This is a genomic window from Novispirillum itersonii (assembly GCF_014205675.1).
In the GTDB taxonomy this organism is placed as follows: domain Bacteria; phylum Pseudomonadota; class Alphaproteobacteria; order Rhodospirillales; family Rhodospirillaceae; genus Novispirillum; species Novispirillum itersonii_A.
The window spans coordinates 39,514-64,390 of sequence record NZ_JACIIX010000002.1; the positions used below are offsets into that span (position 1 = coordinate 39,514).

A 24,877-nucleotide genomic window follows, 5' to 3' on the forward strand; every position below is an offset into this window, starting at 1 on the left:
CTTGCCGGTCTGACCGGTGTTGACACCCCCGGAGCCCAGTGCCCGGGGGTGTGGTCTTTTCAGGCAGAGCCGCCTGCCGCAGACGCTGCGCGGCTGGCATGCAGGGGAACAATGTCCCCTCCCTGCGGGGCTTTTTCCTCGGCGGTTTCCGCCATGGCCTGAGTGCGCAGCCACGACAGGAAGCTGTCCACCTTCCGCTCCAGCCCGGTGCTGTCTTCCAGCAGGGTGGTTGAGGCCGCCAGAACGGTTTCAGACAGCTGGCGGGTGGTCTGGGCCATGCTGGCAACGCCGGAGATGCTGCGGGCGGTATCGCGGGCCCCGACCGAGACGTGCTCAACGTTGCGGGCGATTTCCTCGGTGGCGCCACGCTGCTGCTCAATGGCCCCGGCTTCGGCAGCGGACAGTTCTTCCAGCGTGTTGATGACGCCGACAATCCGCTCCACAGTCACCGCAGCGGCCTGACTGGCCTCCTGCACCGAGCTGATGCGGGTGTTGATGTCGCGCGCGGCGTCCGCGGTCTGTCCGGCCAGTGCCTTCACTTCATTGGCGACAACGGTGAAGCCCCGTCCGGCTTCCCCGGCCCGTGCCGCTTCGATGGTGGCATTCAGGGCCAGCAGGTTGGTCTGATTGGCGATCGCCTGAATCAGCTGCAAAACCTGCCCGATCTCGGTGGCGGTCACGCACAGGGCGGCAATCTCGCTGCTGACGGCGGCGGCATCATCAACGGCGGAGCGGGCAATGGCGGCGGATTTCTGCTTCTGGCGGGAGATTTCTTCGATCGAGGCGGTCAGCTCGGTCCCGGCGGAGGCAGAGGCTTCCTCGGTGCCTGACAGCGCGGTTTCGCTGTGGCTGGTGGTGTCGTCTGCGGTGCCGCTCAGGGTGATGGCGGTTTCATGCAGGGAGGCCCCGGAGTCCTTGAGGGAGGACACGGCGGTGCGCACCCGGTCTTCGAGGGAGGCGGCGAGGGACAGCAGGTCGTCGCGGCGCTGTTGGGCGGCCAGACGGGTCTGTTCTTCCCGTTCCTTGCGCAGGCGCGCGGCTTCGGCGGCATTCTGGCGGAACAGGTCAAGGGCCCGGGCCATATCCCCCAGATCATCCTGCCGCTGGAGGAACGGGACCTGTGCCTGAAGGTTCCCTTCGGCGATATTGCCCATGGTGCCCCGGATCTTCAGCAACGGTCCGGTCAGCCACAGCCGGGCCAGCAGCAGGGCGGAGGCCAGCGCCAGCAGGCTGGCCCCCAGCCCGAAGGCGGCACCGACGATCTGCGCATGGCGGATCGGGGCATAAAATTCGGCGGTGGTCTGGCCGACAAACAGGATGCCGATCACCGCGCCGTTGCGGTCACGGATCGGGTCGTAGCCGACAATGTAGGGCTGACCGAGAATGTCGATGGTGCCCCGGTACGGCTCCCCCCGGACCAGTGTGGCTTCATAGGCGGCATTGCGGTCAAGGGCTGTGCCGACCGCGCGGCTGCCATCGTTCTTCTGGATGCTGGTGGCAATCCGGGTGTCGCGCATGAACACGGTGGCAACCCCCCGGGTGACGGAGGAAATCCGGTCGGGAATCGCATTATTGCCGTTCAGCACCGCTTCCCCGGCCCACATCTGGCCGTCTTCGAGGAAGAAGGGACCTCCGACATCTTTCAGTTCTTTCCACGCGACCCGCATGGCCAGTTCGACGGCATCATTGGCGCGTCGTTCGGCGTCCCGGGTCAGCAGGACCGAATTAACGGCTGTCACTGCTGCGGCCACGCTGAGGGCGGTCAGAACGACAATGGCGGCAATCCGCCACGAGAGAGTCAGTCGGAATTTCATGGTCATCCCCTGACGGCCGGACGGATGCTCTTCTGTGCCCGCATGGCCGCTCTTTGCCCGGCCCAGAATTCTGTGGGGTGCCGGATTACTTCAGTTTTGTGACGCGCACCATTGGCCTTTTTTTCTTTATGGTCAATGAGCCGAAGGGCGTAAGAGGCAGGGGGATCTGTTGCAGGCATATGTCTAAAGATATATTCCAGAACAGCCTATTAAATAAGGAAATTTTAATAAATAAGGTTTTATGCGCCCCTGTGCAGGGAAACCGCCGGACGGGAATTGCCCTGAGGGAAGGCTGCTTTTCCGGCATGGCTGTTATGTGCGGATTGGAAGAAGGCAAAAGAAAACCCCGCCAAGCCGAAGACTTGACGGGGTTAATTGGTCGGAGTGAGAGGATTCGAACCTCCGGCCCCTGCCTCCCGAAGACAGTGCTCTACCAGGCTGAGCTACACTCCGGTATCGTGATTTCCGTCTGATCATTCAGTATTGCAACCGATTGATCTGGCGGATTTTTATGTCTCGTTGCCGTGAACGGCGTCGAGGGCGGCTTTATACCGCTCCGGTATCGGGAACGCAAGAGGAGCTTTGCCCCGACGGTAATATTTCTGGTCAGATCAAACAAAAACCCCGCCAAGCCGAAGACTTGACGGGGTTAATTGGTCGGAGTGAGAGGATTCGAACCTCCGGCCCCTGCCTCCCGAAGACAGTGCTCTACCAGGCTGAGCTACACTCCGGTATCGGGATTTCCGTCTGACCGTTCAGTTTTGCAACCAATTGATCCGGCGGATTTTTATGTCTCTCTGCCGTGAACGGCGTCGAGGGCGGCTTTATACCGCCCTGATCCGGTGGGTGCAAGAGTCTTTTTCAGTTTTTTTAAACCGGGCGTCTCTTTTGCCCCCGGGAGGGGCCGAAAAGCAAAACCCCCGCCGGAAGGGGCGGGGGTGTCTGTCAGTAGGCGCGTTCGATGCAGAAATCGACGATCCCGATCAGGGACTGTTTCATCGGTCCGTCAGGGAACTGGTCAAGGCTGGCCTTGGCGGCATCGCCATAGGCGCGGGCGCGGTCGATGGTGGCCTGAAGGGTGCCATATTTTTCCATCAGGCGCATGGCGTCCGGCAGATCGTCGTCGGTCTGTTCCAGCGCTTCCATGGTCCGGGCCCAGAAGGTGCGTTCCGCCTCATCGGCCTGCGCAACGGCAAGGATCACCGGCAGGGTGATCTTGCCCTCCCGGAAGTCGTCGCCGACGGTCTTGCCCAGCTTTTCCTGATTGGCGGAATAGTCGAGGTAATCGTCCACCAGCTGGAAGGCGATGCCCAGAGCCATGCCGTAATCATGCAGGGCCTTGGCCGGGGATCCGGTCTTCCCGGCAACCTCGGCCCCGACCTGACAGGCGGCGGCGAACAGCTCGGCGGTTTTGCCCTGAATCACTTCCAGATAGGAGGCTTCGGTGGTGGCAATGTCGTTAGCGGTAATCAGCTGCTGCACTTCGCCTTCCGCAATCACGCGGGAGGCCCGGGAGAGAATCTCGAGAACCTTCAGGTTCCCCGGCTCCACCATCAGCTCAAACGCGCGGGAGAACAGGAAGTCACCGACCAGAACGCTCGGCTTGTTGCCGAACAGGGCGTTGGCGCTGGCCTGACCCCGCCGCAGCAGGCTTTCATCAACGACATCATCATGCAGCAGGGTGGCGGTGTGGATGAATTCCACGCAGGTTGCCAGCTTGACGTGGTCATCGCCACGGTAGCCGCACAGGTCGGCGGCGGCCAGTGTCAGCATCGGGCGCAGGCGCTTGCCGCCCGCCGCCACCAGATGCCCGGCCAGCTGCGGGATCAGCGCCACCGGGCTGTGCATGCGGGCAATGATGGTTTCGTTGACGCGCAGCATGTCGGCGGCCACCAGATCAACCAGCTGGTTGAGGGCGTCGGTTCCGGTAAGCGGGGCGGCGGAAACGGGGGCGGCAGAAACTGTGCTGGTCACGGCTGATCCTGATACAATAAACAGTACAGAGCGCCGCGCGGCCCGCAGAGACCCGGGCGTCCGGCGTCGGGAGAATAGGTTTGGCCCCCCGGTGCGGTCAAGCCGCAAAGCCATGACAGGGGCGTCGGGCCCGGAGTCGGTGCGGTTGTGACGGCGGATGGCCTCCCCCTGTGACCTTATAGGCACAGGGATAGGCACAGGGATAGGCACAGGGCCCCGGCATAACGGGCCGGTGCGGGGGCAGGATAGGGGCCGGAGTGAACCCCGGCGTTGTCGGGTGTGAAGCGGGGAGGAGGAGCGGACATGATCGAAATTCTGCGGACCAATGATGTGGTACTGCTCTCCGCGCTGGAGGTTGAACTGACGGTTAACCATATCGACACGGTGATCCTTGACGGCTGTTCCAGTGCCGCTTTCGGCGGGATCGGCATGGTTGCCCGCCGCCTGATGGTCCCTGCGGATCAGGAGCAGGAAGCCCGCCGGGTCTATTCGGACTTTATGAAGGTCCATGGCTGATCCGGTGGACGACTCCGCGGTAACCCCCTGCACCCTGCTGGACGGGAGGGTGCAGCTGGTGCAGCCGGTGGATGGGTACCGGGTGGCGATTGACCCGGTGCTGCTGGCGGCCTGTGTCCCGGCGCTGGCGCAGGGGCGGGTGCTGGATGTCGGCGTCGGCACCGGGGCGGCGCTCGGCTGTGTTCTCGCCCGCTGCCCGGAGATCCGGGGGACCGGGCTGGAGATCTATCCCCCGCATGCGGCGCTGGCCCGGCGGATGCTGGCCCTGAACAGTTGGACCGAGCGGGCCGGGGTGGTGGAGGGCGATGTCACCGCCCGCCCGGCCCCGGTGCCCGGCAGTGCCTTTGACTGGGTCATCACCAATCCCCCCTATCATGGTCCGGGGACGGTCCCCTCCGATGCCGGACGGGCCGGAGCCCATATGGAAGCGGTGCCGCTGGCGCAGTGGCTGGCCTTCTGTGTCCGCTGTCTGGCCCCGCAGGGGCAGGTGGCGGTGGTGCACCGGGCCGACCGGACCGGCGATATTCTGGCCGCCCTGTCAGCGGAAGGGAAGGTCGGGGCCCTGACCGTCATTCCCCTGTGGCCGAAGCCCGGGGTGGCGGCCAAACGGGTGCTGATCACCGGCCGCAAGGGCAGCCGTGCCCCGCTGACCCTGCATCCCGGTGTGGTGCTGCATCATCCGGATGGCTCTTTCACCGCTGAGGCAGAACAGATTCTGCGGGGGGGCGGTGGCGTTCCTAAGTTGACGGACCGGGGGGCGGGCGGCTAGCTTTCAGCCCAGTCTTTATTTCCTTCATATCCAGTCAGACGGAACCGTCTCCATGGCCGACGCCAAGCCGAAGAGTTTTCAGCAGCTGATCCTGACGCTCCAGCAGTTCTGGGCCGATCAGGGGTGCGTGATCCTACAGCCCTATGACATGGAAGTCGGCGCGGGGACCTTTCACCCGGCCACCACCCTGCGGGCACTGGGTCCGGAGCGCTGGAACGCGGCCTATGTGCAGCCGTCGCGCCGCCCGACCGATGGCCGGTATGGGGAAAACCCGAACCGCCTCCAGCATTATTACCAGTTTCAGGTGATCATGAAGCCGTCGCCTGAAAACATTCAGGAGCTGTATCTGGATTCCCTGCGGGCGCTGGGGATTGATCCGCTTCAGCACGATATCCGCTTTGTCGAGGACGACTGGGAAAGCCCGACGCTCGGCGCCTGGGGCCTTGGCTGGGAAGTGTGGTGTGACGGCATGGAAGTCACCCAGTTCACTTATTTCCAGCAGGTCGGCGGCTTTGAATGCAATCCGGTTCCGGCGGAAATCACCTACGGGCTGGAACGTCTGGCCATGTACATTCAGGGCGTTGAAAACGTCTATGACCTTGATTTCAACGGTCAGGGCGTCACCTACGGCGATGTGTTCAAGCAGGCCGAGGTCGAATATTCCCACCACAACTTCAGCCATGCCGACACCGACATGCTGTTGCAGCATTTCAAGGATGCCGAGGCCGAGTGCCAGTCCCTGCTGAAGGCCGGGCTGCCGCTGCCGGCCTATGACCAGTGCATCAAGGCTTCGCACCGCTTTAACCTGCTGGACGCCCGCGGCGTCATCTCCGTCACCGAACGCGCCGCCTACATCGGGCGGGTGCGGGCGCTGGCCAAGGGGTGCTGTGAAGGCTGGCTGGCCGCGCGCGGCCATCTCGACCAGCAGGCGGAAGGATAAGACCAATGACCAAATCTCTGCTGCTGGAACTGCTGTCCGAAGAAATCCCTGCCCGTATGCAGGCGGGGGCCGCCGAGGCTCTCGACCGTCTGGTCCGCGACGGGCTGGCCAAGGCCGGGTTCGACGGGCTGGCGGGCAAAACCTATGTCACCCCGCGCCGTCTGGTGCTGACCCTCGACGGTCTGCCCGACGCCACCCCGGATGTGTCGGAAGAACGCCGGGGCCCGCGTGCCGATGCGCCGGAAAAGGCGCTTCAGGGCTTCCTGACCGCCAATAACGTGACGCTGGACCAGTGTGAACGCCGCGAAACCCCGAAGGGGACCTTCCTGTTCGTCACCGTCGAGACCAAGGGCCGCCCGACGGTCGAGGTGCTGAAGGATGTGATTGAAGGGGCGCTGGCCGCCTTCCCGTGGCCGAAATCCATGCGCTGGGCCGATAAGCCGCAGCGCTGGGTGCGCCCGTTGCAGTCGATCCTGTGCCTGTTCGGGGAAGAGGTGGTGCCGGTGTCGTTTGCCAACCGCGTGGCGGGCAACACCACCCGGGGCCACCGCTTCCATGGGCCGGAAACGGTCTCTGTCTCCGGCTTTGCGGATTACGCCGCCAGGCTGCGCAATGCGAAGGTCCGCCTTGATCCGGAAGAACGGATGGAGCTGATCGCCGGGGAAGCGATCCGTCTGGCCGAGGGCAAGGGCGTGACCGTGAAGCCCGATGAAGGGCTGCTGCGCGAGGTGGCGGGGCTGGTCGAATGGCCGGTGCTGCTGATGGGCCGCATCGACGATGCTTTCATGGATGTGCCGGGCGAAGTGCTGTCAACCTCCATGCGGGCGCACCAGAAGTATTTCTCCACCCTGAAGGCCGATGGCACGCTGGCCCCGTACTTCATCGTCGTGTCGAACATGATCACCGATGACAACGGTGCCCGGATCATTGCCGGGAACGAGCGCGTGCTGCGCGCCCGTCTGTCCGATGCCAAGTTCTTCTGGGATCAGGACCGCAAACAGCGCCTCGACAGCCGGGTGGACAAGCTGAAAGAGCGTATTTTCCATGCCAGACTCGGCACCGACTTTGAAAAGGTCGAACGCATCCGGGCTCTGGCGGCGGTGATCGCCAAGGCCACCGGTGCCGATGCGGCGCAGGTGGACCGGGCGGCGGTGCTGGCCAAGGCTGACCTCTCCACCGGCATGGTCGGGGAATTCCCCGAGCTGCAAGGGGTGATGGGCCGCTACTACGCCCGCAACGATGGCGAAGCTGAAGCGGTGGCGGAAGCCATTGCCGATCACTACAGCCCGCTCGGGCCGTCGGACCGCTGCCCGACCGCGCCGGTATCGGTGTGTGTGGCGCTGGCCGACAAGATTGATACCCTCGCCGGGTTCTGGGGCATCGGCGAAAAGCCGACCGGATCGAAGGATCCGTTTGCCCTGCGCCGGGCCGCGCTGGGGGTGATCCGCCTGATTCTGGAAAACGGTCTGCGCCTGCCGCTGCTGCCGGTGTTTTCGGCGGCCGTCGCCGGGCACACCGCCGCCTTCAGTGCCGACAAGGCCGCCATTCCGGGCGACCTTCTGGAGTTCTTCGCCGACCGCCTGAAGGTGTTCCTGAAGGAACAGGGCGTGCGGCACGACCTGATCTCGGCGGTGTTCGCGCTGGGCGGGGAAGATGATCTGGTCCGCCTGCTGAAGCGGGTTCAGGCCCTGTCCGGTCTGCTGGGCAGCGAAGACGGTGCCAACCTTCTGGCCGCCTACCGCCGGGCGATGAACATCGTCCGGATTGAGGACAAGAAGGATGGTCCGCACGATGGCGCGGCGGATGCCGCCGTGCTGGCGCTGGACGAGGAAAAGGCCCTGCATGCCACCCTGTCGGCGATCACCCCGCAGGTTTCCGCCGCTCTGACGGCAGAGGACTTCGAGGCGGCGATGACGGCCCTGAGCGGTCTGCGTGGCCCGGTTGATGCCTTCTTCGAAAAGGTGACGGTCAATGCCGAGGATCCCGCCCTGCGCCGCAACCGCCTGAGGCTGCTGTCGGCCATTGGCGCGGTGATGGGGCAGATTGCCGACTTCGCCAAAGTCGAGGGATAAGGTCTGATGGCCGGGGCGGCGTGCCCCGGCCATTGTTCCATCCGGGGGCCGCAGCACCAAGGTTCTGTTGCGGGGTGATGCCCCGGGTCCTGAAGATTTGATGTGTCGCATCGGTTTACGCAAAACCGGACTCCACTTTTGCGTCCGATGCTCTAATGAGGAAACAGACATGTCCAAGTGGGTTTACACGTTCGGGGATGGCCGCGCTGAAGGGCGGGCCGAGATGAAGAACCTTCTGGGGGGGAAGGGTGCCAATCTGGCGGAAATGTCCGCCATTGGTCTGCCGGTGCCTGCCGGGTTTACCATCACGACCGAAGTCTGCACCCACTATTACGCCAATGGCCGCCAGTATCCGGCGGAGCTGACCGCCGCCGTCGAGGCCGGGATTGCCCATATCGAACAGATCATGGGGGCCGGGTTTGGCAATGCGACCAACCCCTTGCTGGTGTCGGTCCGTTCCGGGGCGCGGGCGTCGATGCCGGGCATGATGGACACTGTGCTGAACCTTGGCCTGAACGATGTCACCGTCGCCGGGCTGATCGCCTCTTCCGGCGATGCCCGCTTCGGCTGGGACAGCTACCGCCGCTTCATCCAGATGTATTCCGACGTGGTGCTGGGCATCGACCATCATCACTTCGAGGAACTGCTGGAAGACCTGAAGTCTGACCGCGGCTATGATCTTGATACCGAGCTTCAGGCCGATGACTGGAAGGAACTGGTCTCCGCCTATAAGGGCAAGGTGCAGGAAAAGCTGGGCCGCCCGTTCCCCGATGATCCGCGCGAACAGCTGTGGGGCGCGGTCGGGGCGGTGTTCTCCAGCTGGATGAACCAGCGGGCGATCACCTACCGCCGTCTGCATGACATTCCGGAAAGCTGGGGCACCGCCGTCAACGTGCAGGCGATGGTGTTCGGCAATATGGGGGATGACTGCGCCACCGGCGTTGCCTTCACCCGCGATCCGTCCACCGGCGAGAATGTGTTCTACGGCGAATATCTGATCAACGCGCAGGGCGAGGACGTGGTGGCGGGTATCCGCACCCCGCAGCACCTGACCGTGGTCGGCAAGGACCGCAACCATTCCACCCTTCCGGCGATGGAAGAGGCGATGCCGGAGATGTTCGCCGAACTCGACCGCATCCGCCATGTGCTGGAAAAGCACTACCGCGATATGCAGGACATGGAATTCACCATCCAGCGCAACAAGCTGTGGATGCTCCAGACCCGCAACGGCAAGCGCACCTCCGCTGCCGCGCTGAAGATCGCCATCGATTTCGCCCACGAAGGGCTGATCTCGCATCAGGAAGCGGTGCTGCGCGTTGATCCGGCCCAGCTGGACCAGCTGCTTCACCCGATGCTGGACCCCAATGCCCCGCGCACCATCCTGACCACCGGCCTGCCCGCCAGTCCGGGGGCGGCTTCCGGCCGGGTGGTCTTCACCGCCGAAGACGCGGAAGACTGGGCCCGCCGGGGGGAAAAGGTGATTCTGGTCCGCATCGAGACCAGCCCGGAAGACATCGGCGGCATGCATGTGGCGGAAGGCATCCTGACCTCCCGTGGTGGCATGACCAGCCACGCCGCCGTGGTGGCGCGCGGCATGGGCCGCCCCTGCGTCGCCGGGGCGGGCAGCGTGCGGATCAACTACGCCGAGAAGGTGATGACCATTCTCGGCCGGGAGATCAAGGAAGGGGACACCGTCACCCTTGACGGGTCCTCGGGGCAGGTGATTGCCGGCGAAGTGCCGACCATCCAGCCGGAGCTGACCGGCGATTTCGGCACCCTGATGGAATGGGCGGACGCGGTGCGCCGCCTGAAGGTGCGCGCCAATGCCGAAACCCCGACCGATGCCCGCACAGCGCGGTCCTTCGGCGCGGAAGGCATCGGCCTGTGCCGCACCGAGCATATGTTCTTTGACCCCAAGCGCATCATCCACGTCCGCCAGATGATTCTGGCGCAGGATGAAGCCGGGCGGCGTCAGGCGCTGGACAAGCTGCTGCCGTACCAGCGTGAGGATTTTGTCGAGCTGTTCACCATCATGCAGGGCCTGCCGGTGACGATCCGCCTGCTCGATCCGCCGCTGCATGAATTCCTGCCGCATACCGAAGAGGATATGCGCGAGGTGGCCGAGGCCGCCGGGGTGGATGTCAAGGCGGTGCGCTCCGCCGCCATCGCCCTGTCGGAAAGCAACCCGATGCTGGGTCACCGCGGCTGCCGTCTGGGCGTGACCTATCCGGAAATCTACGAGATGCAGGCGATTGCCATCTTCGAGGCGGCGGTTCAGGCTTCCAAGGCCACCGGGCAGACCGTGGTGCCGGAAATCATGATCCCGCTGGTGGCGACCCGCCGGGAACTGGACCTGATGAAGGTGGTGGTCGATGCGGCGGCATCGAAGGTTTTCGGGGCCACCGGGGTTACGCTGGACTATGCGGTCGGCACTATGATCGAGCTGCCGCGCGCGGCCCTGCGTGCCGGGGAAATCGCTGAAAGTGCCGAGTTCTTCAGCTTTGGCACCAACGACCTGACCCAGACCACGCTGGGGATTTCCCGCGACGACTCCGCTCACTTCCTGGAGACCTATCAGCGGAAGGGGATCTATGAAAAGGACCCGTTCGCCTCGCTGGATCAGGAAGGCGTCGGCGAACTGGTGCAGATTGCCGCCGAACGTGGCCGCAAGACCCGCGCCGGGCTGAAGCTGGGCATCTGCGGGGAACATGGCGGCGATCCGGCTTCCATCCACTTCTGCGAACAGACCGGGCTGGATTATGTGTCCTGCTCGCCGTTCCGGGTGCCGATTGCCCGTCTGGCTGCCGCACAGGCGGCACTGGGCAAGGCGGCGGAAGGGCAGAAGTAAGATGACGCTCGACGGGCTGAAGGGCGGCGGCAAGGCCGCCCTCGCCCGGGCGCTGGCCCGGATTGAGTCACAGCCGGAGGCCCCGGAGACGGCGGCCCTGCTGGCGGAGGCCTATCGCCAGCCCCGGGCCCATGTGGTCGGCATCACCGGTCCGCCGGGGGTGGGGAAGTCGACGCTGCTGAATGCGCTGATCACCGGCTGGCGGAAACGCGGCCGGACGGTCGGGGTGATTGCGGTGGATCCGTCCTCGCGGCGCTCCGGCGGGGCTTTGCTGGGCGACCGCACCCGCCTGAGCACGGACCCGGAGGATCAGGGGATTTTTGTCCGCTCGATGGCGGCGCGGGACCGTCTCGGCGGTCTGGCGGAACTGACCATCGGTGCCATGGTGCTGATGCGGGCGCTGTATGATGTGGTGCTGATCGAAACGGTCGGTGTCGGCCAGTCGGAAACCGATGTGGTGCGGGTTGCCGATACGGTGATCTTCTGCGTTCAGCCCGGCTCCGGCGACAGTCTTCAGTTCATGAAAGCCGGGATTGCCGAAATCCCGCACATCGTGCTGGTCACCAAGGCGGATATGGAGCGGGAAGCCCGCCGGGCCCGCGCTGATGTTGAGGGGGCGCTGTCGCTGTCGGAACAGGAAAGCGGCTGGGAAATCCCGGTGCTGCTGGTGTCCTCGATGCGCGGCGACGGCCTCGACGAGGCGGTGGAGACCATCGACCGCCATGCTGCGGCGCAGGAACCCTACCGTGAGGCCCGCCGCCGGACGCAGGGCGAGGACTGGCTGCTGGAATTCGTGCGGGAACGCTTCGGCCGCGACGGGGTGCGCCGGGCCGGGACCCTGACCCTGCCGGGGGACAGCGATCCCTTCACCCGGCTGGCCGACGTCTCGGCGCAGCTGGCCCGCTGAGACTCTTCCCGTCGGCCTTTGACGGCATGGGGCGGATCGGCTACGGTTCGCCCCCACGTCACCCACCACGCTTTCGCGAAACCGGATTCTGCCTGATGACCGAGACCCCCGCCGCCGCAACACTCCGTCCGGGCCTGATGCGCCGCCTGTATGATGCCACCCTGCGGCTGGCGGAAGGGCGCCATGCGATGCGGGCGCTGGGCGGGATTTCCTTCACCGAGGCCTCGTTCTTCCCGGTTCCGCCGGATCCGGTCCTGATTGCCATCGCCCTGTCGACCCCGCACAAGGCGATGCGGGCGGCGCTGTGGTGCACGGTGATGTCGGTGCTGGGGGCCCTGCTGGGGTACGCCATCGGATCCGGCCTGTATGAGTGGGTCGGCAAGCCGATCATTGAGCTTTATAAGCTTCAGGGGGCCTTTGACACCTTCCGGGCCGGTTTCTCGGAATACGGGGCGTGGATCATCCTTGCCAAGGGGCTGACACCAATACCGTTCAAGCTGGTGACCATCGCCAGTGGGGTGGCGGAAATGAACCTGCTGGTGTTCACGCTGGCCTGTGCCCTGACCCGTGGGCTGCGGTTCTTTGCGGTGGCGTGGCTGTTCAAGACCTTCGGCCCGCAGGCCCGGGCCATCATGGACCGCCACTTTTACAAGGTGTTCTGGGGCGGTCTGGCGGTGCTGGTCGGCGGGTTTGCCGTGGTGTTCCTGCTGAAGTGATCACTCCGCCATGACCGGTGGCCCGGCGGGGGCTTACGCCTCGGTGTCCACCACATGGGGCTTGATGGCAATCAGCCGCCGCAGGGTGACGCCCCAGGCCACATTGGCAAAGGCGGTGACCGCCAGCTGAACCAGCGTCAGGAGGCACTGGGCCAGAGTGGCCCCGATCTGTGCGGCCCCGCCTTCGGCGGCCTTGGGGGCGAAGCCGATGGCAAAGGCCATCAGTACCGACAGCAGCGCCATGAACCCCAAGGAAATGCACAGGGCAATTCCGGCCAGCCGCCAGCTTTGCCCCTGACCGTACTGCCAGCCAGCCCGCAGCGGGTGGGGGTGATCGCAGGCGCAGGCGGCAAGGATAACGAACAACCGCATCCCCAGCAGCAGAATCAGCGGCGAGGCCGCCAGCAGCACCAGACTACTGGCCCCGGTGCCGGTATTGGCCTGTACGGCGGCGATATGGGTCATGCCCAGCGGCAGGGCCAGCACCGCCAGCATGGACAGAAACACCAGAACCTCCCGTTTGCCGATCCGGAACGGATCATTCTTCGGGTCCGGGATGCCGCCGGGGCCGAAGGCGCCCAGCCGTACCTGCTGCACCGTGGCCCCCACCCCCAGCCACAGGCTGAGGATGAAAAAGGCCTGCCGCACAAAGTCGCTGGTTCCGGCGGCCTCGGCCAGTGTCGCCCCCAGCATCATCACCGCGGCAGGCAGGGTGACGGTCACCAGCAGATGCCGGTGGGTCTGCATCAGCATCGCCGTTTCGGTCAGCACGGCAAAGACGGGAAGCTTTTCGCCCGGCCGGGGCGGTGGGGACTGCGGCAGCATGAAAGGTTCCTGAAAAGATCGGTCCCTTCAGGATAAGGTGCGGTGGCGGTTTCGCAACCCTGTACACCGCCCCGCACGTCATCCCGCACATCATCCCCCACACTATAATGAGAGTGATGATCGGGGCTTGACTCAGTCCGGCCCGACGACGACTTTACAGTTTCTGCGGTGCCGGACGGTCGCCGCCCCTATTTTTCCTTCAGACCAGCAGGCCAAGCGCTATGGAACAGAACCGGGTCATCCTTTTCGACACCACCCTGCGGGATGGCGAACAGTCGCCGGGCGCGTCGATGAACCTGGAGGAAAAGGTCCGGATCGCCCTGACGCTGGAAGACATGGGCGTGGATGTGATCGAAGCCGGGTTCCCGATCGCCTCCGCCGGGGATTTCGAGGCGGTCAACGCCGTGGCGAAGGTGGTGAAGAAAAGCCGCATTGCCGGTCTGGCCCGCGCCGTGCGCGCTGACATTGAACGCTGCGCCGAGGCGGTCCGCCCGGCGGAGCTGTCGCGGATCCACACCTTTATTTCCACCAGCCCGCTGCACATGAAGTATAAGCTCCAGATGGAGCCGGATGCGGTGGTGCAGGCGATCCACGACAGCGTGTCGATGGCCCGTAATCTGGTGGAAGACGTCGAATGGTCGGCGGAAGACGGCTCCCGCACCGAGCATGACTTCCTGTGCCGCTGTGTGGAAACCGCGATTGCCGCCGGGGCCCGCACCATCAACATTCCCGATACCGTCGGCTATGCGGTGCCGGATGAATACGCCGCCCTGATCGCCATGCTGATCAACCGCGTGCCGAACATCGATCAGGCGATTCTGTCGGTGCACTGTCATAATGACCTCGGGCTGGCGGTGGCCAATTCGCTGGCGGCGGTGCGGGCCGGGGCGCGGCAGATTGAATGCACCATCAACGGTCTGGGCGAACGGGCCGGGAATGCGGCGCTGGAAGAAATCGTCATGGCGCTGCGCACCCGCAATGACGCCATGCCGTTCAGCACCGGGATCCGCACCGAGGCGATCACCCGTGCCTCCAAGCTGGTGTCCACCGTCACCGGTTTCGTGGTGCAGCCGAACAAGGCGATCGTCGGAGCCAATGCTTTCGCCCATGAGTCCGGCATCCATCAGGATGGCGTGCTGAAAAACGCGGCCACCTATGAAATCATGACCCCGGAAAGCGTCGGCCTCAGCCGGTCGTCGCTGGTGATGGGCAAACACTCCGGCCGTCATGCCTTCCGCGACAAGCTGAAGCAGCTGGGCTATGAGCTGGGCGACAATGCCCTGAACGAAGCGTTCAAGCGCTTCAAGGATCTCTGTGACAAGAAGAAGGATGTCTTCGACGAAGACATCATCGCGCTGGTCGATGACGAGGCCCGGGCCCATGACCACATCCGCTTCCAGTCGCTGGAGGTGATCGCCGGATCGAAGGGCCCGCAGAAGGCAACGCTGGAACTGGAGATTGACGGGCAGTCCTGCCGGGCGGAAGAAGCCGGGGATGGCCCGGTCGATGCCACCTTCAAGGCGATCCGCGCCCTGTTCCCGCATGAGGCGCGCCTCCAGCTCTATCAGGTGCATGCCGTTACCGGCGGCACCGATGCGCAGGCTGAGGTGACCGTCCGGCTGGAAGAAAACGGCAAGACGGTGATCGGTCAGGGGGCGGATACCGATACGCTGGTGGCCTCGGCCCGGGCCTATGTGACGGCGCTGAACAAATTGCTGACCAAGCGCGAAAAGACGGCTCCGGCCCCCGTTTCCGCTTGAGTTTCGCGCTGCACCGGAAGATAACAGCAACGGTGGCCGGTCCGGGTTTTGTGTCCCCGGGCCGGCCGCATCCCGCAGGGTTTTGGCGACAGGGGTGACGCCGGACCCGACCGGGGGACAGGATCGCGACCGAACAATGCCGGACGGAAACCAGCGCCGGCGTACAACGACCCAAGGCTTTTAGTGAGGCATAATGTTTTCGAGGCTGACCGGATGGCTTTCCGCCGACATGGCGATTGACCTTGGTACCGCTAACACGCTGGTTTACGTGAAGGGCCGGGGGATCGTCTTAAACGAGCCGTCGGTCGTGGCGATTGCTGAAGTGAAGGGCAAGAAGCAGGTTCTGGCCGTCGGCGACGAAGCCAAGCAGATGTTGGGCCGTACCCCCGGCAACATCCAGGCGATCCGTCCGCTGCGCGATGGCGTGATCGCTGACTTCGAAGTCGCCGAAGAAATGATCAAGCACTTCATCCGCAAGGTGCATAACCGTCGGTCCTTTGCCTCTCCGATGGTCATCATCTGCGTGCCGTCCGGGTCGACCGCCGTTGAACGCCGTGCCATTCAGGAATCGGCGGAAGCCGCCGGGGCCCGCCGCGTGTACCTGATTGAGGAGCCGATGGCGGCCGCGATCGGGGCCGGTCTGCCGGTGACCGAGCCGACCGGCTCGATGGTCGTTGACATCGGCGGCGGCACCACCGAGGTGGCCGTGCTGTCGCTGGGCGGCATCGTTTATGCCCGCAGCGTGCGCGTCGGCGGCGACAAGATGGACGAAGCCATCATCGCCTACATCCGCCGCAATCATAACCTGCTGGTCGGCGAAGGCTCCGCCGAGCGGATCAAGAAGGATATCGGCTGCGCCTGCCCGCCGGCCGAAGGCGAAGGCCGCACCATCGAGATCAAGGGCCGTGACCTGATGAACGGGGTTCCGAAGGAACTGATCATCTCCGAACGTCAGATCGCCGAAAGCCTTGCCGAGCCGGTGTCGCAGATTGTCGAGGCCGTGAAGGTGGCGCTGGAACACACCGCCCCGGAACTGGCCGCCGACATCGTCGACAAGGGTATCGTCCTGACCGGCGGTGGTGCCCTGCTGAAGAACCTCGACTACGTCCTGCGCGTGTCCACCGGCCTGCCGGTGTCCATCGCCGACGATCCGCTGTCCTGCGTGGCGCTGGGCACCGGCCGGGCGCTGGAAGAGATGAAGAAGCTGCGTAACGTTCTGACCTCCATGTACTAAGGGGATCCGGCCGGACGCGGGTCCGGCCGGAGAACCGGCCTTGGGGTGGCCCGGGATCGCTGACAGGCGGATCCCGGGCCGTACCGTTTCGGGGGTGGGGATGGTCCGTCTGCGGGCGGAGCCTGTTTCCTCTGCCCGGCAGAGACGGTATAGTGTGCAGCGCAGGAGTGGCTGCGGGTCCGGGCAACCAACCGGACCGGCGCAGGCTTCGTCCACGTTCTTGGGATCTGTGGTTTCCGTGAAACAAACGACCCCCAATCCAAACCGCCTCAATCACCTGCGCATGCTGGTGAGCCGGTTCGCCTTCATTGTGCTGGTGGTGGCCTCGTTCGCCCTGATGCTGATCGGCAAGGCCGACACCATGCTGGTGGAGCGGGTCCGCACCTTTATGTCGGACGCGGTGACTCCGGTGGCGGGCCTGCTGTCGCAACCGGCCTCGACGGTTTCGGCGGTGATGGACAACATGCGGGAGCTGGCGGCCATCCGCGAGGAAAACAGCCGCCTGCGCGATGAGAACGCCCGCCTGCTGCGCTGGCAGACCGCCGCCCGCCTGCTGGAGGCGGAAAACGACAGTCTGCGGGGTCTGCTGAACTTTGTTCCCGGTCCGCGCGCCAGTTTCGTCACCGCCCGTGTGGTGGCCGATACCGGCGGTGCCTTTGCCCATTCCCTGCTGGTGACGGCAGGCGGGCGGGAGCTGGTGGAGAAGGGGCAGGCCGCTGTTTCCGGCGAAGGGCTGGTTGGCCGGGTGATTGAGGCCGGACACCGCTCTTCCCGCGTGCTGCTGCTCACCGATATCAACAGCCGGATTCCGGTCTCGGTCGGCAATGCCCGGGCCCGGGCGATTCTGGCCGGGGATAACACCGAACGGCCCCGCCTGCTGTATCTGCGCTCGCAGGTCCGGGTGCAGCCGGGCGACCGGGTGACCACCTCCGGTGATGCCGGGGCGTTCCCGCCGGGGTTGCCGGTGGGGGTGGTGACATCCGTTGACGATGGCGATGTGCGGGTGGAACCCTATTTCCAGCGCGATAAGCTGGAATATCTGCGAATCGTCGATTATGGCCTGATGGGCGTGCTGACCGATATCGATCCGGGGGCCTCGCGCCCGTCCGCATCCGGTGATCTGCGCTGATAAACCACCCGCGCGGTGGTAAGGGACGAAGGCAAAAGGCATGCAACCGAGTTTCTGGCAACGCATGAACGGGGCATCCCGGCATCAGCTGCCGCTGGTGCTGACCCTGATCCTGATGCTGGTGTCGATGGTGCCGACCCGGCTGCCGGATTTTATGAGCATCAGTCCGATGCTGACCGTGATCTCGGTCTATTACTGGGCGGTGTACCGCCCGGATCTGATGGGATACGGCAGCGTTTTCCTGATCGGTGTGCTGGAAGACCTGATGGCGGCAACGCCGCTGGGGGCCGGTCCGGTCTCCCTGCTGGTGACGCAGGGGATTGTCATGTCACAGGCCAAGTTCTTCCGGGGCAAGAGTTTTGCCGTCACGTGGTGGGCGTTCCTGCTGGTGGCGGCGGCGGCGGCGGTCGCCAAATGGATGGCAGTGGCACTGGTCCAGATCAGTGTGCCGTCCGGGGCGGCGGTGCTGGCGACCTATGGCATGACGGTGGCGTTTTATCCGGTGGTGGCGTGGATCATGGCCCGGTTCCAGCTTGCCATTCTGCGGGAGGTGTAAGCGATGTCGACGTCTTTGGGGAACTCCCGCCGCGACGCAGACCTGAGCAAGCTGTTCTCCCGCCGTCTGGTCCTGCTCGGCGGGGCGCAGACCCTGATGCTGTCGTCGCTGGTCGGCCGCATGTATTACCTCCAGGTGGTCGAGGCGCAGCGCTATCACACTCTGGCCGAGGAAAACCGGATCAACCTGCGCCTGCTGCCGCCGCCACGCGGCCGGATTGTTGACCGTTTCGGGGTGCCGCTGGCGATCAATCACCAGAACTTCCGGGTCCTGATCGTGTCGGAGCAGGTGAAGGAACTGGACGCCACCCTCGACCGGCTGGGCAAGATCATCACCCTGACCGAAGGTGACCGCCACCGGGTGATGCGCGAACTGAAGCGCAAGCGCCGGTTTGTTCCGGTGCCGGTGCGGGAAAACCTGACGTGGGAGGAAATGGCGGCGGTGCAGGTCAATGCCCCGGATCTGCCGGGGGTGCAGATTGACGAGGGTCTGGCCCGCATTTATCCGCTGGGGGAAAATACCTCCCACATTCTGGGCTATGTGTCTTCGGTGTCAGAGGATGATCTGGCCAACAGCAGTGATCCGCTGTTGCAGCTGCCGGGCTTCCGCATCGGCAAGGCCGGGGTGGAGCGCCAGTTTGACCGGGTTCTGCGCGGCAAGGGCGGCAATACGCAGGTCGAGGTCAACGCGGTGGGCCGCGTGATCCGCGAACTGTCGCGGGAGGAGGGGGAATCCGGGGCCGAGCTGGCGCTGTCGATTGACACCCGCCTGCAACAGGTGGCGGCGGATGCCATCGGTGAGGAAAGCGGCACCGTGGTGGTGATGGATGTGATGACCGGCGAGGTTCTTGCCATGGCCTCACAGCCTGCCTACGACGCCAATGCGTTCACCCGGGGCCTGACCAGCGAAGAGTGGAAAAATCTGGTCGGCAACCCGAAGGGGCCGCTGGCGAATAAGCCGATTGCCGGGCAGTACGCGCCGGGGTCAACCTTCAAGATGGTTGTGGCGCTGGCGGCGCTGGAGGCCGGGGTGATCCGGCCGGAACAGACAGTGTCCTGCCCCGGCCATTACGAGCTTGGCAATGCCAAGTTCCATTGCTGGAAAAAGGGTGGTCACGGCGCGGTTGATATGGTCAACGCCCTGAAGCATTCCTGTGACGTGTACTTCTATGAAGTGGCCCGGCGTCTGGGGATTGACCGCATCGCCGACATGGCCCGCCGGTTTGGTCTGGGTTCGGTGACCGGGGTGGATCTGCCCGGTGAGAAGGGCGGTCTGATCCCGGACCGCACCTGGAAGCGGGCGGTGATGAACGATGTCTGGCATGCCGGGGAATCGCTGGTGGCCGGGATCGGGCAGGGCTATATCACCGCCACACCGTTGCAGCTGGCGGTGATGACGGCGCGGATTGCCAACGGTGGTCTGGGGGTCAAGCCGACACTGGTCCGCCAGAGTCACCGCGATCCACGCCTGAATCTGCCGGATCCCAAGCCGCCGAAGGATCTTGGTGTGGTGCGTCAGCATCTCAACATCGTCCAGCAGGGGATGTGGGATGTGGTCAACAGCCCCGGCGGAACGGCCCAGCGGCTGAAATTGCCTGAAGATCTCGGGCAGATGGCCGCGAAGACCGGGACGGCACAGGTGCGCCGGATTTCCAAGGCGGAACGGGATACCGGGGTGATCAAGAACGAGGATCTGCCGTGGGAGCGCCGCGACCATGCGCTGTTCGTGTGTTTCGCCCCCTACGATAATCCCCGGTATGCGGTGTCCTGTGTGATTGAGCACGGCGGCGGCGGCTCGGTGGTGGCCGGGCCGATTGCCCGGAAGGTGATTGTGGAAACACTGAAGCTGGACCCGGCCCGGCGGGCGCCGGAAACGGCCTCTGCCGTGCGACCGAACAAGGAGGGCTGAGGCGATGGGGTTCCGTTCGACGCGGCTGCGCAAGGGCGAGATGACCTTCAGCGAAAAGCTGTGGCATATCAGCTGGACCTTGATTCTGTTGGTTGCTTTGGTGGCGTCGGTTGGCTTTCTGATGCTGTTCTCAGCAGCGGAAGGCAACCTCTCCCCCTGGGCTGACAAGCAGATGATCCGTTTCGGAATCGGGGTGGTGATCCTGCTGTGTCTGGCGATGATCGATATCCGCCACTTCATGCGCTACGCCTACGCCTTCTATACGGTGGCACTGGTGCTGCTGGTGGCGGTGGAGGTAAAGGGCACCATCGGCATGGGGGCGCAGCGCTGGGTGGATCTCGGGCTGTTTCAGCTCCAGCCGTCGGAGCTGATGAAGATCGCGCTGGTGCTGACGCTGGCCCGCTACTTTCACGGGGCCGACGTGGATACGGTGCGGCGGGTCTCGTTCCTGATTCCACCTGCGCTGCTGATTGCCATGCCGGTGGTTCTTGTGCTGAAACAGCCGGACCTTGGCACCGCAATGATGCTGATGATGGGCGGAGTGGTGCTGTTTCTGGTGGCCGGGGTGCCGCTGTGGATGTTCTTCACCGTTGGGGGCATTGGCCTCGGGGTGGTGCCGATCGTCTGGGAAATGCTGCGCGACTATCAGAAGAACCGGGTGCTGACCTTTCTTGACCCTGACCGGGATCCGCTGGGGAGCGGTTACCACATTACCCAGTCGAAGATCGCGCTGGGATCCGGCGGGGTTTTCGGAAAAGGCTATATGCTCGGCACACAGAGCCACCTCGACTTCCTGCCGGAACATCAGACCGACTTTATCTTCACCATGCTGGGGGAAGAGTTCGGGATGGTCGGCGGGGTGACCCTGCTGGGTCTGTATGTGCTGATTCTGGCCTATGGCTTTTACATTTCAGCGCGCTGCCGCCATCATTTCGGGCGGCTGGTGGCGATCGGGGTGACCACCACCTTCTTCCTCTATGTGTTCATCAACATTGCGATGGTGATGGGGCTGTTGCCGGTGGTGGGCATTCCGCTGCCGCTGATTTCCTATGGCGGGACGGCGATGATGACGCTGATGATCGGGTTTGGCGTGCTGATGAGCGTCCATGTGCACCGCGATGTGCAGATCAGCCGCAGTGGCGGCTTTGATGACTGAGGCTGTTTGCAAGGCCTGCCGATAAAATCGACGGGTCTTGCATTTTTTTCTTGCCAGAGGACGGCAGACCCCCTATAAACCGCCTCCTCGGCGGCAACGTCGGCGAGTATGGGTACATAGCTCAGTTGGTAGAGCAGCTGACTCTTAATCAGCGGGTCCAAGGTTCGAATCCTTGTGTACCCACCATATTTTGAAGGCTTACCAAGGCCTTCGGTACAGGGCCCGGTCACAGCGACCGGGCCTTTTGCTTTGTCTCCAGGGCTTTTTTCCCCGGAGTGCCCCGCCTCAGGCCCTAGGCTGATCCGGGTTCGCCATACCGCCAGCGCAGGGACAGGCCGCCGCCGGGCTGAGGTTCCAGCATCGGGATGGCGGAGAGGAGCTGGCGGGTATAGGGGTGCTGCGGGCTGTCGAACACCGTGTGGCACGGGCCGTGTTCGACGATGCGCCCGTCGTGCATCACCATCACCCGGTCGGCGATCTGCTCAACCACCCCCAGATCATGGCTGATGAACAGGCAGGCAAAGCCATAGTGGTCCTGCAACTGCGTGAACAGGTCGAGGATCTGCTTCTGCACCGTCATATCAAGGGCGGAGACCGGTTCATCGGCGACGATGAAGGCCGGGCGGCGGGCCAGCGCCCGGGCAATGGCCACCCGCTGCCGCTGTCCGCCGGAGAGTTCGTGCGGATAGCGCCCGGCATAGGCGGCCCCCAGCCCGACTTCGGTCAGGATCTCGTCAATCCGGGTCTGGCGGTTGCGGGCGGGCAGGGTGCGGTCATGGCGCAGCGCTTCCCCCACCGCAGCCCCGATCGTCATGCGCGGATCCAGCGAGGAATAGGGGTCCTGAAACACCATCTGGCAGTCCAGACGCCAGTCCAGCCACACCCGGGGCTGGCGGAACGGCGGGCGGTGTGGCAGGGGGGCACCCCGGAAGCGGATGCTGCCGGCGGTGACCGGAGTCAATCCGGCGATGGCCCGGCCGAGGGTGGTTTTCCCGGATCCTGACCCCCCGACCAGTGCTACGGTTTCCCCCGGATGAACCGTCAGGGAGACATCGTGCAGCACCTGCTTGTCCGGGTCGCGGCCGAGCAGGCGGCGGCGTCCGGGATAGCGGACCACCAGATCCCTGACCTCCACCAGCGGCGGGGTTGCCGTCTTGTCCGGCCGGGGGGCCGGGCGACGCGGCAGGGCATCCAGAAGCGTCCGGGTGTAGGGGTGGCGGGGATGCAGCAGCAGGTCCTGCGTCGGGCCCTGTTCCACCACCACGCCCTGCTGCATCACCACCACCCGGTCGGTGTAGCGGGCAACCATCGACAGATCATGGCTGATCATCAGCACGGCGGTCCCGTTTTCCCGGGTCAGGTCCAGCATCAGCTCCAGAACCTCCCGCTGGACGAAGGCATCAAGGGCGGTGGTCGGTTCGTCGGCCAGCAGCAGATCGGGGCGCGGCAGCATGGCAGCGGCCAGCATGATGCGCTGACGCATGCCGCCGGAGAACTGATGCGGATAGGCGTTCAGGCAATACTCGGTGTTGGCGATGCCGACCCGCATCAGCATGTCCACCATCCGCTGGTGCCGCTCCGGGGCGCTGAGGGTGGTGTGCAGAATCAGCCCTTCCTCCAGCTGGGTCCGGATCGGCAGGGCCGGATTCAGGCTGGTCATCGGCTCCTGAAACACCATGCCGATCCGGGCCCCGCGGATCCGTCGCATCGCCACCGGATCAAGGGTGGTCAGATCGTGACCGTCAAAGGTGATGGTGCCGCCGGTACGGGTGATGGCCGGGGGCAGCAGGTTGAGCAGGGCCCGGGCGGCCATGGTTTTGCCGGATCCGGATTCCCCGACCAGACCGATCACCTCACCCCGGGCGAGGGAGAAGGACACATCCTGCACCAGCGTCCGCCCCTGCCGCAGGCCAAGGGTCAGGCCGGTCACCGACAGCAGCGGGGGGAGAGGGGACTGGGTCATTTCAGGCCTCGCAGGCGGGGGTCAAGGTGATCGCGGAGGGCATCCCCCAGCAGGTTGGCACCCAGAAGGGTCAGCGAAATGCACAGGCCGGGCAAAATCCCCAGCCACACCGCCTGCCCGATGTAAGGGCGGCTGGCGGCCAGCATGTTGCCCCATGTCGGGGCCGGGGGTGGCACCCCAAGGCCGAGAAAGGACAGGGCGCTTTCCGACAGCAGGACCCAGCCGAACATTGACGTCGCCAGCACAATCAGCGGGGCGGTGCAGTTGGGCAGCACGTGACGGAGCATGGTGTACAGCTCGGAATTGCCCATCACGCGGGAGGCTTCGACGAATTCCCGCTCCCGCAGGCTGAGGACCGCCCCGCGCACCACCCGCACCACCGATGGCATATAGGCCAGCGACAGCGCCAGAATGATTCCGTACTTGCTGGCCCCGAGGACGGACAGCAGGCCAAGCGCCAGCAGGATGCCGGGAAAGGCGAGGACCGCATCATTGCAGGCCATGATGATCCGGTCCGGCCAGCCGCGCAGGAACCCGGCAGACAGGCCGAACAGGGTTCCTGTGGTCACGGCACAGGTCACGGTCAGCAGGCTGATCCACACACTGGTGGCCGCCCCGGCCAGCAGGCGGGACAGGACATCACGCCCGAATTCGTCGGTGCCCAGCCAATGGGCGGCGCTGGGACCGGCCAGCCGTTGCAGGATGTTGATTTTCAGGGGATCGTAGGGGGTCCACAGCAGCCCGGTCAGGGCGGTCAGGCCCAGCACCAGCATCAGGATCCCCCCCAGAAGCGCATTGGGCTGCATACGGCGGAGCCGGAGGAAAGAGGGCAGAGCGGTCATTCGGCGGTCACCCTTGGGTCAAACAGGGGATACATCAGGTCGATTATCAGGTTCACCAGCACGTAAATCCCGGCGATGAACAGCAGGCAGCCCTGAATCACCGGGTAATCGCGGGCGAAAATGGCATCCACCAGCAGGCGGCCCAGTCCGGGCAGGGTGAACACCGTCTCCACCACGGCGATCCCGCCCAGCAGGTTGCCGAGGATCAGGCCGATCAGGGTCCAGGTCGGGGCGAAGGCATTACGGAAGGCATGGCGCAGCAGCACCACCCGTTCTGACAGGCCCTTGGCCCGGGCGTGGGTGATGTAATCCAGCCGCAGCACTTCCAGCGTGCTGGCCCGGGCCATCCGGGTGATCACCCCGGTTTCCACCAGCACCAGTGTGGCGACCGGCAGCAGCGAAAAGGTCAGGGCGGCCAGTGGGTCTTCGCTGACCGGCACATAGCCGACCACCGGCAGCCAGCCCAGCTTCAGGCCGAACAGCAGCATCAGCAGCAGGCCCAGCCAGAAACTGGGGATCGACAGCAGCAGGGTGGCCCCGCCGACGATCAGCAGATCGCTCAGGCTGTTCTGGCGCCACGCCGCCACCATCCCCGCCGGAACGGCGATCAGGCTGGCGATCAGCACCGCTGACAGCACGATGCTGGAACTGACGATGAAGCGGTCAAGAATTAGCGGCAGTACGGCCTTTCCGGTGGAGATCGACGTCCCGAAGTCTCCTTCGAGGACGGCGGAGATCCACAGGCCGAACTGCACCGGCAGGCTGTGGTCGAGGCCAAGGGTGCGGCGGGCCTCGGCAAGGGTTTCAGGGGTGGCCTGATCCCCCAGCATCAGCTGGGCCGGATCCCCGGGAATCAGCCGGATCATGATAAAAACGGAGACCGCGACAATGATCAAGGTCGGCACGGCCATCGCAGCCCGGCCGAGGATAAAGCGAAACATGATGGGA

General features: G+C 64.7%; 19 protein-coding genes and 3 tRNA genes. 14 read left to right on the top strand and 8 right to left on the bottom strand.

Annotated features, from left to right (window positions below):
• Positions 1–59: 59 nt before the first annotated feature.
• The 4 genes from FHS48_RS03420 to FHS48_RS03435 all read right to left on the bottom strand — a co-directional run bounded on the left by FHS48_RS03420 (position 60) and on the right by FHS48_RS03435 (position 3,788).
• Positions 60–1,814: a methyl-accepting chemotaxis protein gene (locus tag FHS48_RS03420; protein ID WP_184261462.1), complete on the bottom strand. Its 1,755-nt coding sequence runs from the start codon at positions 1,812–1,814 to the stop codon at positions 60–62.
• 376 nt (positions 1,815–2,190) lie between these two features.
• Positions 2,191–2,267, bottom strand: a tRNA-Pro gene (locus FHS48_RS03425).
• Positions 2,268–2,468: 201 nt separating this feature from the next.
• Positions 2,469–2,545, bottom strand: a tRNA-Pro gene (locus tag FHS48_RS03430).
• A gap of 214 nt (positions 2,546–2,759) precedes the next feature.
• On the bottom strand, positions 2,760–3,788 hold the full coding sequence (locus tag FHS48_RS03435) for a polyprenyl synthetase family protein (protein ID WP_184261464.1): 1,029 nt from the start codon (positions 3,786–3,788) through the stop codon (positions 2,760–2,762).
• A 303-nt stretch (positions 3,789–4,091) separates the two neighbouring features.
• On the opposite strand from FHS48_RS03435, the gene FHS48_RS03440 reads away from it, so the two are divergent.
• From FHS48_RS03440 to FHS48_RS03470, 7 genes are all read left to right on the top strand, one after another.
• A complete protein-coding gene (locus tag FHS48_RS03440; protein ID WP_184261466.1) occupies positions 4,092–4,304 on the top strand; it encodes a putative signal transducing protein in 213 nt (70 codons plus the stop codon).
• Positions 4,297–5,073, top strand: coding sequence for a tRNA1(Val) (adenine(37)-N6)-methyltransferase (locus FHS48_RS03445; RefSeq protein WP_184261468.1), 777 nt, complete (start codon positions 4,297–4,299; stop codon positions 5,071–5,073). The genes FHS48_RS03440 and FHS48_RS03445 overlap by 8 nt, the downstream gene beginning before the upstream one ends.
• A 52-nt stretch (positions 5,074–5,125) precedes the next feature.
• Positions 5,126–6,013, top strand: a complete 888-nt coding sequence (locus tag FHS48_RS03450) for a glycine--tRNA ligase subunit alpha (RefSeq protein WP_019646492.1) — start codon at positions 5,126–5,128, stop codon at positions 6,011–6,013.
• Between the two features lie 5 nt (positions 6,014–6,018).
• A complete protein-coding gene (glyS, locus tag FHS48_RS03455; protein ID WP_184261470.1) occupies positions 6,019–8,085 on the top strand; it encodes a glycine--tRNA ligase subunit beta in 2,067 nt (688 codons plus the stop codon).
• A gap of 169 nt (positions 8,086–8,254) precedes the next feature.
• Positions 8,255–10,933, top strand: coding sequence for a pyruvate, phosphate dikinase (gene ppdK, locus FHS48_RS03460; RefSeq protein ID WP_184261472.1), 2,679 nt, complete (start codon positions 8,255–8,257; stop codon positions 10,931–10,933).
• 1 nt (position 10,934) lies between these two features.
• The gene (meaB, locus tag FHS48_RS03465; RefSeq protein ID WP_184261474.1) at positions 10,935–11,840 is read left to right on the top strand and encodes a methylmalonyl Co-A mutase-associated GTPase MeaB; all 906 of its coding nucleotides are present in this window, start codon (positions 10,935–10,937) and stop codon (positions 11,838–11,840) included.
• 95 nt (positions 11,841–11,935) lie between these two features.
• Positions 11,936–12,556 (top strand): YqaA family protein, encoded by a 621-nt coding sequence (locus FHS48_RS03470; protein WP_184261476.1) that lies wholly within the window; start codon positions 11,936–11,938, stop codon positions 12,554–12,556.
• Between the two features lie 33 nt (positions 12,557–12,589).
• On the opposite strand, the gene FHS48_RS03475 is transcribed toward FHS48_RS03470, so the two are convergent.
• The gene (locus FHS48_RS03475; RefSeq protein ID WP_184261478.1) at positions 12,590–13,381 is read right to left on the bottom strand and encodes a hypothetical protein; all 792 of its coding nucleotides are present in this window, start codon (positions 13,379–13,381) and stop codon (positions 12,590–12,592) included.
• 221 nt (positions 13,382–13,602) lie between these two features.
• On the opposite strand from FHS48_RS03475, the gene FHS48_RS03480 reads away from it, so the two are divergent.
• The 7 genes from FHS48_RS03480 (at position 13,603) to FHS48_RS03510 (ending at position 21,310) form a co-directional block, all read left to right on the top strand.
• Positions 13,603–15,141 carry a 2-isopropylmalate synthase gene (locus FHS48_RS03480; RefSeq protein WP_184261480.1) on the top strand — a complete coding sequence of 513 codons (1,539 nt, stop codon included), beginning with the start codon at positions 13,603–13,605 and terminating at the stop codon, positions 15,139–15,141.
• 193 nt (positions 15,142–15,334) lie between these two features.
• The gene (locus FHS48_RS03485; protein WP_026345414.1) at positions 15,335–16,375 is read left to right on the top strand and encodes a rod shape-determining protein; all 1,041 of its coding nucleotides are present in this window, start codon (positions 15,335–15,337) and stop codon (positions 16,373–16,375) included.
• Positions 16,376–16,613: 238 nt separating this feature from the next.
• On the top strand, positions 16,614–17,504 hold the full coding sequence (gene mreC / locus FHS48_RS03490; protein ID WP_311769071.1) for a rod shape-determining protein MreC: 891 nt from the start codon (positions 16,614–16,616) through the stop codon (positions 17,502–17,504).
• Between the two features lie 40 nt (positions 17,505–17,544).
• Complete coding sequence (mreD, locus tag FHS48_RS03495) at positions 17,545–18,060, top strand: rod shape-determining protein MreD (RefSeq protein WP_260402323.1); 516 nt, start codon at positions 17,545–17,547, stop codon at positions 18,058–18,060.
• A gap of 3 nt (positions 18,061–18,063) precedes the next feature.
• A complete protein-coding gene (mrdA, locus tag FHS48_RS03500) occupies positions 18,064–19,968 on the top strand; it encodes a penicillin-binding protein 2 (protein WP_184261482.1) in 1,905 nt (634 codons plus the stop codon).
• A gap of 4 nt (positions 19,969–19,972) precedes the next feature.
• Positions 19,973–21,124, top strand: coding sequence for a rod shape-determining protein RodA (rodA, locus tag FHS48_RS03505; protein WP_184261484.1), 1,152 nt, complete (start codon positions 19,973–19,975; stop codon positions 21,122–21,124).
• Between the two features lie 110 nt (positions 21,125–21,234).
• Positions 21,235–21,310, top strand: a tRNA-Lys gene (locus tag FHS48_RS03510).
• Between the two features lie 106 nt (positions 21,311–21,416).
• On the opposite strand, the gene FHS48_RS03515 is transcribed toward FHS48_RS03510, so the two are convergent.
• The 3 genes from FHS48_RS03515 to FHS48_RS03525 are packed head-to-tail and all read right to left on the bottom strand — an operon-like array spanning position 21,417 to position 24,870.
• On the bottom strand, positions 21,417–23,087 hold the full coding sequence (locus FHS48_RS03515) for a dipeptide ABC transporter ATP-binding protein (RefSeq protein WP_184261486.1): 1,671 nt from the start codon (positions 23,085–23,087) through the stop codon (positions 21,417–21,419).
• Positions 23,084–23,929, bottom strand: coding sequence for an ABC transporter permease (locus FHS48_RS03520; protein ID WP_221443358.1), 846 nt, complete (start codon positions 23,927–23,929; stop codon positions 23,084–23,086). Before FHS48_RS03520 ends, FHS48_RS03515 begins: the two co-directional genes overlap by 4 nt.
• Positions 23,926–24,870 carry an ABC transporter permease gene (locus tag FHS48_RS03525; protein ID WP_184261488.1) on the bottom strand — a complete coding sequence of 315 codons (945 nt, stop codon included), beginning with the start codon at positions 24,868–24,870 and terminating at the stop codon, positions 23,926–23,928. The genes FHS48_RS03520 and FHS48_RS03525 overlap by 4 nt, the downstream gene beginning before the upstream one ends.
• Positions 24,871–24,877 lie beyond the last annotated feature (7 nt).